We start from the raw sequence: 14366 nt of genomic DNA, 5'->3' as shown, positions 1-14366 counted from the left end.
TTGGTCACGTTGACCACGGTAAAACCACTCTGACTGCTGCTCTGACTCGCGTTTGCTCCGAAGTTTTCGGTTCCGCAATCGTTGACTTCGACAAGATCGACAGCGCACCAGAAGAAAAAGCTCGCGGTATCACCATCAACACCGCACACGTTGAGTACAACTCGAAGATCCGTCACTACGCTCACGTCGACTGCCCAGGTCACGCTGACTATGTGAAGAACATGATCACCGGTGCTGCTCAAATGGACGGCGCTATTCTGGTTTGCTCGGCCGCTGATGGTCCGATGCCACAAACTCGTGAGCACATCCTGCTGTCCCGTCAGGTAGGCGTTCCGTACATCGTGGTTTTCCTGAACAAGGCTGACCTGGTAGATGACGCTGAGCTGCTGGAACTGGTTGAGATGGAAGTTCGCGACCTGCTGTCCACCTACGACTTCCCGGGCGATGACACTCCAATCATCATCGGTTCGGCTCGTATGGCTCTGGAAGGCAAAGACGACAACGAGATGGGCACCACTGCCGTCAAGAAGCTGGTTGAGACTCTGGATGCTTACATTCCAGAACCAGTTCGTATGATCGACAAGCCATTCCTGATGCCAATCGAAGACGTATTCTCGATCTCGGGTCGCGGTACTGTTGTGACTGGTCGTATCGAGCGCGGTATCGTTCGCGTTCAGGATCCGCTGGAAATCGTTGGTCTGCGTGACACCACCGTTACTACTTGCACCGGTGTTGAAATGTTCCGCAAGCTGCTCGACGAAGGTCGTGCTGGCGAGAACTGCGGCGTTCTGCTGCGTGGTACCAAGCGTGACGACGTTGAGCGTGGTCAGGTTCTGGTTAAGCCGGGTTCGGTTAAGCCGCACACCAAGTTCACTGCAGAAGTTTACGTTCTGAGCAAGGAAGAAGGCGGTCGTCACACTCCGTTCTTCAAAGGCTACCGTCCACAGTTCTACTTCCGTACTACTGACGTGACTGGTAACTGCGAGCTGCCAGAAGGCGTTGAAATGGTAATGCCAGGTGACAACATTCAGATGACTGTTACCCTGATCAAAACCATCGCGATGGAAGATGGTCTGCGTTTCGCTATCCGTGAAGGCGGTCGTACCGTCGGCGCTGGCGTCGTAGCTAAAATCATCGAGTAAGTGGTTGTAATGTATTTTTCGGGCCGGCATAATGGTCGGCCTGATTTTGTTTTAGGTCAGTAGCTCAATTGGCAGAGCGACGGTCTCCAAAACCGTAGGTTGGGGGTTCGATTCCCTCCTGACCTGCCAGATTCACTCGGTGTGTCTGGCTTTCTTTTCACAGGATCTTCATAGATGACTCCTAAAGCTGAAGCTCAAGGCTCTCGCTTCGATCTGCTCAAGTGGCTTGTAGTTGTCGCTTTGGTGGTTGTTGGCGTTGTTGGCAATCAGTATTACTCTGCTTCGCCGATCCTGTACCGTGTGCTCGCTTTACTTGCAATTGCTGCTGTAGCTGCCTTTGTAGGCCTGCAGACTGCTAAGGGCAAGTCTTTCTTTGTACTGGTTAAGGAAGCTCGCGCCGAGATTCGTAAAGTCGTGTGGCCAACTCGCCAAGAAACCACGCAGACCACCCTTATTGTGGTGGCTGTTGTTCTGGTTATGGCGTTGCTGTTGTGGGGGCTTGATTCCCTGCTCGGCTGGCTTGTTTCCTTGATTGTCGGCTAAGGGTGTCCCGTGGCTAAGCGTTGGTATGTTGTGCATGCTTACTCGGGTTACGAGAAGCATGTGATGCGCTCGCTGATCGAGCGCGTAAAGCTGGCTGGCATGGAAGATGGCTTCGGCGAGATTCTGGTTCCCACTGAAGAAGTGGTTGAAATGCGTAATGGCCAGAAGCGCAAAAGCGAGCGCAAATTCTTTCCAGGCTATGTGCTGGTTCAGATGGATATGAACGAGGGTACTTGGCACTTGGTCAAGGATACTCCTCGGGTGATGGGTTTCATTGGCGGTACCGCTGATAAGCCTGCGCCGATCACCGATAAAGAGGCGGAAGCAATTCTGCGTCGCGTTGCTGATGGTAGTGACAAGCCTAAGCCGAAGACTCTCTTCGAGCCAGGTGAGACGGTGCGAGTCAACGACGGTCCATTCGCTGATTTCAATGGCGTTGTTGAAGAAGTTAACTACGAAAAGAGCCGGATCCAAGTGGCAGTGCTCATTTTCGGTCGCTCTACTCCGGTAGAGTTGGAGTTCAGTCAGGTCGAAAAGGTCTAACTGGACAAGCATCCCAACCCCGCAGCCCTAGGCTGTGGGGTTTTGTCGTCACTGGGATAAACGCGCAAGTAACCGGGGAGCCTTCCGAGGCGTTCGAACCCGTAATTGGAGTGCCTCATGGCCAAGAAAATTACCGCTTACATCAAGCTGCAAGTGAAGGCCGCTCAGGCTAACCCAAGCCCACCTGTTGGTCCTGCTCTGGGTCAGCACGGCGTGAACATCATGGAATTCTGCAAGGCTTTCAACGCCCGTACTCAGGGTCTTGAAGCAGGTCTGCCGACTCCAGTGATCATCACTGTCTACAGCGACCGTAGTTTCACTTTCGAAACCAAATCCACCCCTGCTTCGGTTCTGCTGAAGAAGGCGGCCGGTCTGACCAGCGGTTCCGCTCGTCCGAACACCGTTAAGGTTGGCACTGTTACCCGTGCTCAGCTGGAAGAAATCGCGAAAACCAAAAACGCGGATCTGACTGCAGCTGATATGGATGCAGCCGTGCGTACTATCGCCGGTTCTGCTCGTAGCATGGGCCTTAACGTGGAGGGTGTGTAATGGCTAAGCTGACCAAGCGTCAAAAGGCTATCGCCGGCAAAATCGAAGCAGGCAAGGCCTACAACATTGTAGACGCTGCTGCTCTGCTGGCTGAGCTGTCGACTGTCAAGTTCAGCGAGTCGTTCGACGTTGCTGTAAACCTGGGTGTTGACCCGCGTAAATCCGACCAGGTTGTCCGTAGCGCTACTGTGCTGCCACACGGCACTGGCAAGACCGTTCGCGTTGCTGTGTTCACCCAAGGTCCAGCTGCTGAAGCCGCTCTGGCTGCCGGCGCTGACCGTGTAGGTATGGACGACCTGGCTGCCGAAATGAAAGGCGGCGACCTGAACTATGACGTAGTGATTGCATCCCCGGATGCCATGCGCGTTGTAGGTCAACTGGGTCAGATCCTCGGTCCACGTGGTCTGATGCCTAACCCTAAGGTTGGTACTGTAACTCCAGACGTAGCTACTGCGGTTAAAAACGCTAAAGCTGGTCAGGTTCGTTATCGCACCGACAAAAACGGCATCATTCACACTTCCGTTGGCAAGATGGGCTTCGACGCCGTCAAGCTGAAGGAAAACGTTGAAGCCCTGATCGCTGATCTGAAGCGTATCAAGCCAGCTTCTTCGAAAGGTATCTACGTCAAGCGCGTTACCCTGAGCACCACTATGGGCCCAGGTCTGGTCATCGACCAGAGCTCGCTCGACGCGTAAGACAAAGGTTGGCGCGATGGTTCGTGCCAATTGAAAGATTGGGGTCCCTGCCTGGCGGGGGCTATCCAAGACCGTAGGCGACGCAAGTCTTAAACCATAAGCCTACGCAGATGGTGCTCCCGGTTCCTTACCGAATCAGACACCAAAACGACATTCGGTTCCGATCGAATGAAACGGTAACAAGCAGGAGTTAAACCCGTGGCAATTAATCTCGAAGACAAGAAGGCCATCGTCGCTGAAGTCAACGAGGCTGCCAAAGTCGCTCTGTCCGCTGTCGTGGTTGATGCACGTGGCGTAACAGTAGGCGCAATGACCGGACTCCGTAAAGAGGCTCGTGAAGCTGGCGTTTACGTACGTGTTGTACGTAACACCCTGCTCAAGCGCGCTGTTGCTGACACTCAATACAGTGTCCTCAACGACGTGTTCACCGGCCCGACCCTGATTGCATTCTCGAACGAACATCCGGGTGCTGCTGCCCGTATCTTCAAAGAGTTTGCCAAGGGTCAGGACAAGTTCGAGATCAAGGCAGCTGCGTTCGAGGGCAAGTTCCTCGCAGCTAATCAGATCGACGTACTGGCAACTCTGCCGACCCGTGACGAAGCAATTTCTCAGCTGATGAGCGTGATTCAAGGCGCTACCAGCAAATTGGCTCGTACTCTGGCGGCAATTCGCGACCAGAAAGAAGCTGCCGCAGCCTAAGGCTCGTCAACTTCTCGCGTTTTTTGTTTATTTCGATGGTCGCGTAGGCCGTCCCCCAATTCAGGAATTGAGTCATGTCTCTGACTAACGAACAAATCATCGAAGCAATCGGCCAGAAATCCGTAGTGGAAATCGTTGAGCTGATCAAAGCGATGGAAGAAACCTTCGGTGTTACCGCTGCTGCTGCTTCGGCTGGTCCAGCTGCTGCTGCCGCTGTTGTTGAAGAGCAAACCGAGTTCAACGTTGTTCTGCTGGAAGCTGGCGAGAAGAAGGTTAACGTGATCAAGGCAGTTCGTGAACTGACCGGTCTGGGCCTGAAAGAAGCCAAAGAGAAAGTAGACGGCGCTCCTCAGGTTGTAGCTGAAGGCGTTTCGAAAGAAGCTGCTGAAGACGCCAAGAAGAAGCTGGAAGAAGCAGGCGCTAAAGTCGAACTGAAATAAGTATCGACTTTGCTCCTCCAGCCCGAGCGTCAAGCGACAGGCTGATGGCTGGTGGCTCTTGCCACCGGCCTTTTTCCGTTATTGGCAGCCGACTGGGTCGGTGCTGATAAGGGCGCTGTAACCACCCGATGCGGTGGAGCAAACCATGGGGTTTGCACGATTTTCTGGCTGCTCCCGTCGGGAGGGGCCAAACAAGCAGGTGACCAAGCTGGGGAACGCTGATGGCTTACTCATATACTGAGAAAAAACGTATCCGCAAGGACTTTAGCAAGTTGCCGGACGTCATGGATGTGCCTTACCTCCTGGCCATCCAGCTGGATTCGTATCGTGAATTCTTGCAAGCGGGAGCGACTAAAGATCAGTTCCGCGACGTGGGCCTGCATGCGGCCTTCAAATCCGTTTTCCCGATCATCAGCTACTCCGGCAATGCTGCGCTGGAGTACGTCGGTTATCGCCTGGGCGAACCGGCATTTGATGTCAAAGAATGCGTATTGCGCGGTGTAACTTTCGCCGTACCTTTGCGGGTAAAAGTGCGCCTGATCATTTTCGACAAAGAATCGTCGAACAAAGCGATCAAGGACATCAAAGAGCAAGAAGTCTACATGGGTGAAATCCCCCTGATGACTGAGAACGGTACCTTCGTAATCAACGGTACCGAGCGTGTAATCGTTTCCCAGCTGCACCGTTCCCCGGGCGTGTTCTTCGACCACGACCGCGGCAAGACGCATAGCTCCGGCAAACTGCTGTACTCCGCGCGCATCATTCCTTACCGCGGTTCGTGGCTGGACTTCGAGTTCGACCCGAAAGACTGCGTGTTCGTGCGTATCGACCGTCGTCGCAAGCTGCCGGCATCGGTACTGCTGCGCGCGCTCGGTTACACCACTGAAGAAGTGCTGGACGCGTTCTACACCACCAACGTCTTCAAGCTGAGCGGCGAAACCCTCAGCCTGGAACTGATTGCTTCGCGTCTGCGTGGTGAAATTGCGGTTCTGGACATTCAGGACGAGAAGGGCAAGGTCATTGTTGAAGCGGGCCGCCGTATTACCGCGCGCCACATCAACCAGATCGAAAAAGCCGGCATCAAGACTCTGGAAGTACCTCTGGACTACGTCCTGGGCCGTACTACCGCCAAGGTCATCGTGCACCCGGCTACCGGCGAAATCCTGGCAGAGTGCAACACCGAGCTGAACACTGAAGTCCTGGCAAAAATTGCCAAGGCTGGTGTTGTTCGCATCGAAACGCTGTACACCAACGATATCGACTGCGGTCCGTTCGTCTCCGACACGCTGAAGATCGACTCCACCAGCAACCAATTGGAAGCGCTGGTCGAGATCTATCGCATGATGCGTCCAGGCGAGCCGCCAACCAAAGACGCTGCCGAAACCCTGTTCAACAACCTGTTCTTCAGCCCTGAGCGCTATGACCTGTCTGCGGTCGGCCGGATGAAGTTCAACCGTCGTATCGGTCGTACCGAGATCGAAGGTTCGGGCGTGCTGTGCAAGGAAGACATCGTCGCGGTACTGAAGACTCTGGTCGACATCCGTAACGGTAAAGGCATCGTCGATGACATCGACCACCTGGGTAACCGTCGTGTTCGCTGCGTAGGCGAAATGGCCGAGAACCAGTTCCGCGTTGGCCTGGTACGTGTTGAGCGTGCGGTCAAAGAGCGTCTGTCGATGGCTGAAAGCGAAGGCCTGATGCCGCAAGACCTGATCAACGCCAAGCCAGTGGCTGCGGCGGTGAAAGAGTTCTTCGGTTCCAGCCAGCTCTCGCAGTTCATGGACCAGAACAACCCGCTGTCCGAGATCACCCACAAGCGTCGTGTCTCCGCACTCGGCCCTGGCGGTCTGACTCGTGAGCGCGCAGGCTTTGAAGTCCGTGACGTGCACCCGACTCACTACGGTCGTGTATGCCCGATCGAAACGCCGGAAGGTCCGAACATCGGTCTGATCAACTCCTTGGCTGCTTACGCTCGCACCAACCAGTACGGCTTCCTCGAAAGCCCGTACCGCGTGGTGAAAGAGGGTGTGGTCACCGACGAGATCGTGTTCCTGTCCGCTATTGAAGAAGCCGATCACGTGATCGCGCAGGCTTCGGCGACCATGAACGACCAGAAAGTCCTGATCGACGAGCTGGTAGCCGTACGTCACCTGAACGAATTCACCGTCAAGGCGCCTGAAGAAGTCACCTTGATGGACGTTTCGCCGAAGCAGGTAGTTTCGGTTGCAGCGTCGCTGATCCCGTTCCTCGAGCACGACGACGCCAACCGTGCGTTGATGGGTTCGAACATGCAGCGTCAAGCTGTACCAACCCTGCGCGCTGACAAGCCGCTGGTAGGTACCGGCATGGAGCGTAACGTAGCCCGTGACTCCGGCGTTTGCGTCGTGGCTCGTCGTGGCGGCGTGATCGATTCCGTCGACGCCAGCCGTATCGTGGTTCGTGTTGCTGATGACGAAGTTGAAACCGGCGAAGCTGGTGTCGACATCTACAACCTGACCAAATACACCCGCTCGAACCAGAACACCTGCATCAACCAGCGTCCGCTGGTGAGCAAGGGTGATCGCGTTCAGCGTAGCGACATCATGGCCGACGGCCCGTCCACCGACATGGGTGAACTGGCGCTGGGTCAGAACATGCGCATCGCGTTCATGGCATGGAACGGCTTCAACTTCGAAGACTCCATCTGCCTGTCCGAGCGTGTGGTTCAGGAAGACCGTTTCACCACGATCCACATTCAGGAACTCACCTGTGTGGCCCGTGACACCAAGCTTGGCCCAGAGGAAATCACTGCGGACATCCCTAACGTGGGTGAAGCTGCGCTGAACAAGCTGGACGAAGCCGGTATCGTTTACGTAGGTGCTGAAGTTGGCGCAGGCGACATTCTGGTAGGTAAGGTCACTCCGAAAGGCGAGACCCAACTGACTCCGGAAGAAAAACTGCTGCGTGCAATCTTCGGTGAAAAAGCCAGCGACGTTAAAGACACCTCCCTGCGTGTACCTACCGGTACCAAAGGTACTGTCATCGACGTACAGGTCTTCACCCGCGACGGCGTTGAGCGTGATGCTCGTGCACTGTCGATCGAGAAGTCCCAGCTGGACGAGATCCGCAAGGATCTGAACGAAGAATTCCGTATCGTTGAAGGCGCGACGTTCGAACGTCTGCGTTCCGCTCTGGTAGGCCACAAGGCTGAAGGCGGCGCAGGTCTGAAGAAAGGTCAGGACATCACCGACGAAGTTCTCGACGGTCTTGAGCATGGTCAGTGGTTCAAACTGCGCATGGCTGAAGATGCTCTGAACGAGCAGCTCGAGAAGGCTCAGGCCTACATCGTTGATCGCCGCCGTCTGCTGGACGACAAGTTCGAAGACAAGAAGCGCAAACTGCAGCAGGGCGATGACCTGGCTCCAGGCGTGTTGAAAATCGTCAAGGTTTACCTGGCAATCCGTCGTCGCATCCAGCCGGGCGACAAGATGGCCGGTCGTCACGGTAACAAAGGTGTGGTCTCCGTGATCATGCCGGTTGAAGACATGCCGCACGATGCCAATGGCACCCCGGTCGACGTGGTCCTCAACCCACTGGGCGTACCTTCGCGTATGAACGTTGGTCAGATCCTTGAAACCCACTTGGGCCTCGCGGCCAAAGGTCTGGGTGAGAAGATCAACCGGATGGTCGAAGAGCAGCGTAAAGTCGCTGAACTGCGCACCTTCCTGGACGAGATCTACAACCAGATCGGCGGTCGTAACGAGGATCTGGACAGCTTCTCTGATCAGGAAATCCTAGATCTGGCGAAGAACCTGCGTGGCGGTGTTCCAATGGCCACTCCAGTGTTCGACGGCGCCAAGGAAAGCGAAATCAAGGCCATGCTGAAACTGGCAGACCTGCCGGAAAGCGGCCAGATGCAGCTGACTGACGGCCGTACCGGCAACAAGTTCGAGCGTCCAGTTACCGTTGGCTACATGTACATGCTGAAGCTGAACCACTTGGTAGACGACAAGATGCACGCGCGTTCTACCGGTTCGTACAGCCTGGTTACCCAGCAGCCGCTGGGTGGTAAGGCGCAGTTCGGTGGTCAGCGTTTCGGGGAGATGGAGGTCTGGGCACTGGAAGCATACGGTGCTGCTTACACTCTGCAAGAAATGCTCACAGTGAAGTCGGACGATGTGAACGGCCGTACCAAGATGTACAAAAACATCGTGGATGGCGATCACCGTATGGAGCCGGGCATGCCCGAGTCCTTCAACGTGTTGATCAAGGAAATTCGTTCCCTCGGCATCGATATCGATCTGGAAACCGAATAACACGTGACGCGAATCGAGAGCGGGGCAGGATTGCCCGCTCTCTGCTCCGCCAGGAGGAAAGGCCTTGAAAGACCTACTGAATTTGCTGAAAAACCAGGGTCAAGTCGAAGAGTTCGACGCCATCCGTATCGGATTGGCCTCGCCTGAGATGATCCGCTCATGGTCGTTCGGTGAAGTTAAAAAGCCGGAAACCATCAACTACCGTACGTTCAAACCTGAGCGTGACGGCCTGTTCTGCGCCAAGATCTTTGGCCCGGTAAAGGATTACGAGTGCCTGTGCGGTAAGTACAAGCGCTTGAAGCACCGTGGTGTGATCTGCGAGAAGTGCGGCGTTGAAGTTGCACTGGCCAAGGTTCGTCGTGAGCGCATGGCGCACATCGAACTGGCTTCGCCGGTTGCCCACATCTGGTTCCTGAAATCGCTGCCGTCCCGTATCGGCCTGCTGATGGACATGACCCTGCGTGATATCGAACGCGTTCTCTACTTCGAGAGCTATGTCGTTATCGATCCAGGCATGACCACTCTTGAAAAAGGTCAGCTGCTGAACGACGAGCAGTACTTCGAAGCGCTGGAAGAGTTCGGTGATGACTTCGACGCCCGCATGGGTGCTGAAGCTGTCCGTGAACTGTTGCACGCTATCGACCTGGAACACGAGATTGGCCGTCTGCGTGAAGAAATTCCGCAAACCAACTCCGAAACCAAGATCAAGAAGCTGTCCAAGCGTCTGAAGTTGATGGAAGCCTTCCAGGGTTCCGGCAACCTGCCAGAGTGGATGGTGCTGACCGTTCTGCCGGTTCTGCCGCCAGATCTGCGTCCACTGGTCCCGCTGGATGGCGGTCGCTTCGCGACTTCCGACCTCAACGATCTGTATCGTCGAGTGATCAACCGTAACAACCGTTTGAAGCGCCTGCTGGATCTGTCCGCTCCGGACATCATCGTGCGCAACGAAAAGCGTATGTTGCAGGAAGCTGTCGATGCTCTGCTCGACAACGGTCGTCGTGGCCGTGCTATCACCGGTTCGAACAAGCGTCCTCTGAAATCCCTGGCTGACATGATCAAGGGTAAGCAGGGTCGTTTCCGTCAGAACTTGCTCGGTAAGCGTGTTGACTACTCCGGTCGTTCGGTAATTACCGTAGGCCCGACCCTGCGTCTGCACCAGTGCGGTCTGCCGAAGAAGATGGCTCTCGAGCTGTTCAAGCCGTTCATTTTCGGCAAGCTGGAAATGCGTGGTCTCGCGACCACCATCAAAGCAGCCAAGAAAATGGTCGAGCGCGAGCTGCCAGAGGTTTGGGACGTTCTCGCTGAAGTGATTCGCGAACACCCGGTTCTTCTCAACCGTGCACCGACCCTTCACCGTCTGGGTATCCAGGCGTTTGAACCGGTACTGATCGAAGGTAAGGCTATCCAGCTGCACCCTCTGGTCTGCGCCGCGTACAACGCCGACTTCGACGGCGACCAAATGGCCGTGCACGTACCGCTGACGCTGGAAGCCCAGCTCGAAGCGCGTGCGTTGATGATGTCGACCAACAACATTCTGTCGCCAGCCAACGGTGAGCCAATCATCGTTCCGTCGCAGGACGTTGTATTGGGTCTGTACTACATGACTCGTGAAGCGATCAACGCCAAAGGTGAAGGTCGTGTATTTGCGGATCTGCAGGAAGTTGACCGTGTGTTCCGTGCCGGCGAAGCCGCACTGCACGCCAAGGTTAAGGTTCGTATCAACGAAACCGTCAACGACCGTGACGGCAACAGCGTAAGCGGCACCCGTATCGTCGACACCACTGTCGGCCGTGCGCTGCTGTTCCAGGTTGTGCCAAAAGGTCTGTCGTACGACGTCGTCAACCTGCCGATGAAGAAAAAGGCGATCTCCAAGCTGATCAACCAGTGCTACCGCGTGGTTGGTCTGAAAGAGACCGTGATCTTCGCTGACCAGTTGATGTACACCGGTTTCGCTTACTCGACCATCTCCGGCGTTTCCATCGGTGTTAACGACTTCGTTATCCCTGACGAGAAAGCCCGCATCATCGGTGCTGCCACCGACGAAGTGAAAGAGATCGAGAGCCAGTACGCCTCCGGCCTGGTAACCCAGGGCGAGAAGTACAACAAAGTGATCGACCTTTGGTCGAAAGCGAACGACGAAGTTTCCAAGGCAATGATGGCCAACCTCTCGAAAGAGAAGGTTATCGACCGTCACGGCGTTGAAGTCGATCAAGAGTCTTTCAACTCGATGTACATGATGGCCGACTCGGGTGCGCGGGGTTCCGCAGCACAGATTCGTCAGCTGGCCGGTATGCGTGGTCTGATGGCCAAGCCGGACGGTTCCATCATCGAAACGCCGATTACTGCGAACTTCCGTGAAGGTTTGAGCGTACTTCAGTACTTCATCTCTACTCACGGTGCTCGTAAGGGTCTGGCGGATACCGCGTTGAAAACTGCGAACTCCGGTTACCTGACTCGTCGTCTGGTAGACGTGGCGCAGGATCTGGTTGTAACCGAGATCGATTGCGGCACCGAACACGGTCTGCTGATGACTCCGCACATTGAAGGCGGTGACGTTGTAGAGCCGTTGGGTGAGCGCGTATTGGGTCGTGTTATTGCCCGTGACGTATTCAAGCCAGGTACCGAGGACGTTATCGTTCCTGCCGGCACTCTGGTAGACGAGAAGTGGGTTGAGTTCATCGAGCTGAACAGCATCGACGAAGTGATCGTGCGTTCGCCGATCAGCTGCGAAACCCGCTATGGCATTTGCGCCAAGTGCTACGGCCGTGATCTGGCTCGTGGTCACCAGGTAAACATCGGTGAAGCGGTCGGCGTTATCGCTGCCCAGTCCATCGGTGAGCCGGGTACCCAGCTGACGATGCGTACGTTCCACATCGGTGGTGCGGCTAGCCGTACTTCCGCAGCTGACAGCGTTCAGGTGAAGAATGGCGGTACCGTCCGTCTGCACAACCTGAAGCATGTTGAGCGAGTGGATGGTCACCTGGTTGCTGTGTCCCGTTCCGGTGAGCTGGCGATCGCTGATGACTTCGGTCGTGAGCGTGAGCGTTACAAGCTGCCGTACGGTGCTGTGATTTCGGTTAAAGAAGGTGACAAGGTCGACGCTGGCGCAATCGTGGCCAAGTGGGATCCGCACACTCACCCGATCGTTACCGAAATGAAAGGTACCGTGACGTACGTGGGCATGGAAGAAGGCATCACGATCAAGCGTCAGACTGACGAATTGACCGGTATGACCAACATTGAAGTACTCGACGCGAAAGATCGTCCAGCTGCGGGCAAAGAAATCCGTCCAGCAGTGAAGATGGTCGACGACAACGGCAAGGATCTGTTGCTGCCAGGCACTGACGTTATCGCTCAGTACTTCCTGCCAGCCAACGCCCTGGTCGGTGTGGCTGACGGTGCGAAGATTGCGATCGGTGATGTTATCGCTCGTATCCCGCAAGAAACTTCGAAGACCCGTGACATCACCGGTGGTCTGCCGCGTGTTGCCGACTTGTTCGAAGCTCGTCGTCCGAAAGAAGCGTCGATTCTGGCTGAGGTCAGCGGCACCATCGCGTTCGGTAAAGAAACCAAAGGCAAGCGCCGTCTGGTTATTACCCCGAACGACGGTAGCGATCCGTACGAGGAGCTGATTCCGAAGTGGCGTCACCTGAACGTGTTCGAAGGCGAACAGGTAAACCGCGGCGAAGTTATCTCCGACGGTCCAAGCGATCCGCACGACATCCTGCGTCTGCTGGGTGTGAGTGCGCTGGCCAAGTACATCGTTAACGAGATCCAGGACGTTTACCGTCTGCAAGGCGTGAAGATCAACGATAAGCACATCGAGACCATCCTGCGTCAGATGCTGCGTAAAGTTGAAATCGCTGAATCCGGCGATTCGAGTTTCATCAAGGGCGACCAGATGGAACTGACTCACGTACTGGTAGAAAACGAGCGTTTGGGCGGCGAAGACAAGTTCGTCTCCAAGTACACTCGCGTTCTGTTGGGTATCACCAAGGCGTCGTTGTCCACCGAATCGTTCATCTCGGCAGCTTCCTTCCAGGAAACTACCCGCGTACTGACCGAAGCGGCAGTCACCGGCAAGCGCGATTACCTGCGCGGCCTGAAAGAAAACGTAGTCGTGGGTCGTCTGATCCCGGCCGGTACCGGTCTGGCATATCACAGCGAGCGCAAGCGTCGCCGTGATGCTGACAAGCCGTTGCGCGTAAGCGCCAGTGAAGTGGAAGCTGCACTGACTGAAGCGCTGAACTCGAGCGGTAACTGAGTTCTGCGGTAAATGAGCGTAAGGCCCTGATCGCTCCGTTCATCGAATCGAGACATTTTGTCGAGGTTCGAAGGGCGGGGAGGTCGGGGCCTTGCCTTGACTGGGGACAAGATCCTCTTTAGACTCTTGATCCCCTAAATTTGGCGGGAATTCGTTCCTGCCATTTTGCTTTTCTTGCAAGACAATAGCGTCGCAAGACAACAGTGGAGCTAGTAGATGGCAACTATCAACCAGCTGGTACGTCAGCCGCGTAAGCGTATCGTCGAGAAATCCGACGTACCTGCGCTGCAGAACTGCCCGCAACGTCGTGGCGTGTGCACCCGTGTGTACACCACCACGCCGAAAAAACCTAACTCGGCACTCCGTAAAGTATGCCGTGTGCGCCTGACCAACGGTTTCGAGGTTTCCTCGTACATCGGTGGTGAAGGTCACAACCTGCAAGAGCACAGCGTGGTACTGATCCGCGGCGGTCGTGTAAAAGACTTGCCAGGTGTTCGTTACCACACCGTTCGCGGTTCCTTGGATACTTCCGGCGTTAAAGGCCGTAACCAGGGTCGTTCGAAGTACGGTACCAAGCGTCCGAAGTAATCGGCCGTTTTGCAGATTTTCATTTTATTGAGTCGATAAGAGTAAGGTCGGGCACGCATCCATTGGATCTGTCCCGAGCTAACCTGAAGACCGCTTGAGGGCTTATCATGCCAAGACGTCGCGTAGCAGCAAAGCGTGAGATTCTGGACGATCCGAAATACGGAAGCCAGATCCTCGCCAAATTCATGAACCACGTTATGGAAAGCGGCAAGAAAGCCGTTGCCGAGCGTATCGTTTATGGTGCCCTGGAAACCGTTGCGACCCGTAAGGCTGGCACCGATCCCCTGGAACTCTTCGAAAAAGCACTCGACGCCATCGCTCCGCTGGTCGAAGTGAAGTCGCGCCGCGTTGGTGGTGCTACTTACCAGGTTCCGGTCGAGGTTCGTCCTTCCCGTCGTAACGCTCTGGCAATGCGCTGGTTGGTAGACTTCGCCCGTAAGCGTGGCGAGAAGTCTATGGCTCTGCGTTTGGCTGGCGAACTGCTGGATGCTGCTGAAGGTAAAGGTGCTGCTGTTAAGAAGCGTGAAGACGTGCACCGTATGGCTGAAGCCAACAAAGCTTTCTCGCACTACCGCTTCTAATTTTAGCTTCACTAATTTTGCGAGGGC

The 14366-nt window shown here is 55.4% G+C and carries 11 protein-coding genes and 1 tRNA gene; all 12 read left to right on the top strand.

All coding sequences use genetic code 11. The annotated features are described in order from the left end of the window. Nucleotides 1-1142, top strand: a 1142-nt coding sequence (gene tuf, locus CKW26_RS12945; RefSeq protein ID WP_095048839.1) for an elongation factor Tu, incomplete at its 5' end; no start/stop codon positions are given. 53 nt (nucleotides 1143-1195) lie between these two features. Beyond that, nucleotides 1196-1271 (top strand) — tRNA-Trp (locus CKW26_RS12940). A 45-nt stretch (nucleotides 1272-1316) separates the two neighbouring features. Beyond that, nucleotides 1317-1685: a preprotein translocase subunit SecE gene (secE, locus tag CKW26_RS12935; protein ID WP_095048838.1), complete on the top strand. Its 369-nt coding sequence runs from the start codon at nucleotides 1317-1319 to the stop codon at nucleotides 1683-1685. A 9-nt stretch (nucleotides 1686-1694) separates the two neighbouring features. Further along, nucleotides 1695-2228, top strand: a complete 534-nt coding sequence (gene nusG / locus CKW26_RS12930; RefSeq protein WP_007957598.1) for a transcription termination/antitermination protein NusG — start codon at nucleotides 1695-1697, stop codon at nucleotides 2226-2228. A 117-nt stretch (nucleotides 2229-2345) separates the two neighbouring features. Beyond that, the gene (gene rplK / locus CKW26_RS12925; protein ID WP_003228756.1) at nucleotides 2346-2777 is read left to right on the top strand and encodes a 50S ribosomal protein L11; all 432 of its coding nucleotides are present in this window, start codon (nucleotides 2346-2348) and stop codon (nucleotides 2775-2777) included. Then, nucleotides 2777-3472: a 50S ribosomal protein L1 gene (rplA, locus tag CKW26_RS12920; protein ID WP_007916481.1), complete on the top strand. Its 696-nt coding sequence runs from the start codon at nucleotides 2777-2779 to the stop codon at nucleotides 3470-3472. The genes rplK and rplA overlap by 1 nt, the downstream gene beginning before the upstream one ends. A gap of 198 nt (nucleotides 3473-3670) precedes the next feature. Then, nucleotides 3671-4171 carry a 50S ribosomal protein L10 gene (rplJ, locus tag CKW26_RS12915; RefSeq protein ID WP_008081912.1) on the top strand — a complete coding sequence of 167 codons (501 nt, stop codon included), beginning with the start codon at nucleotides 3671-3673 and terminating at the stop codon, nucleotides 4169-4171. Nucleotides 4172-4245: 74 nt separating this feature from the next. Further along, complete coding sequence (gene rplL, locus CKW26_RS12910) at nucleotides 4246-4611, top strand: 50S ribosomal protein L7/L12 (RefSeq protein WP_003228750.1); 366 nt, start codon at nucleotides 4246-4248, stop codon at nucleotides 4609-4611. A 221-nt stretch (nucleotides 4612-4832) separates the two neighbouring features. Then, entirely contained in the window at nucleotides 4833-8906 is a 4074-nt protein-coding gene (gene rpoB / locus CKW26_RS12905; RefSeq protein WP_064121019.1) for a DNA-directed RNA polymerase subunit beta, read from the top strand. A gap of 64 nt (nucleotides 8907-8970) precedes the next feature. Beyond that, complete coding sequence (gene rpoC / locus CKW26_RS12900; protein ID WP_034156498.1) at nucleotides 8971-13170, top strand: DNA-directed RNA polymerase subunit beta'; 4200 nt, start codon at nucleotides 8971-8973, stop codon at nucleotides 13168-13170. Nucleotides 13171-13386: 216 nt separating this feature from the next. Further along, the gene (gene rpsL / locus CKW26_RS12895; protein ID WP_003186084.1) at nucleotides 13387-13758 is read left to right on the top strand and encodes a 30S ribosomal protein S12; all 372 of its coding nucleotides are present in this window, start codon (nucleotides 13387-13389) and stop codon (nucleotides 13756-13758) included. A 107-nt stretch (nucleotides 13759-13865) separates the two neighbouring features. Next, nucleotides 13866-14339 carry a 30S ribosomal protein S7 gene (gene rpsG, locus CKW26_RS12890; RefSeq protein ID WP_007916467.1) on the top strand — a complete coding sequence of 158 codons (474 nt, stop codon included), beginning with the start codon at nucleotides 13866-13868 and terminating at the stop codon, nucleotides 14337-14339. Nucleotides 14340-14366 lie beyond the last annotated feature (27 nt).

The sequence above is a fragment of the Pseudomonas sp. Irchel s3h9 genome, from assembly GCF_900187475.1.
GTDB lineage: Bacteria > Pseudomonadota > Gammaproteobacteria > Pseudomonadales > Pseudomonadaceae > Aquipseudomonas > Aquipseudomonas neuropathica.
Note: the sequence above shows the minus strand (reverse complement) of the source record. Positions and strands in the feature narration are given on the sequence as shown.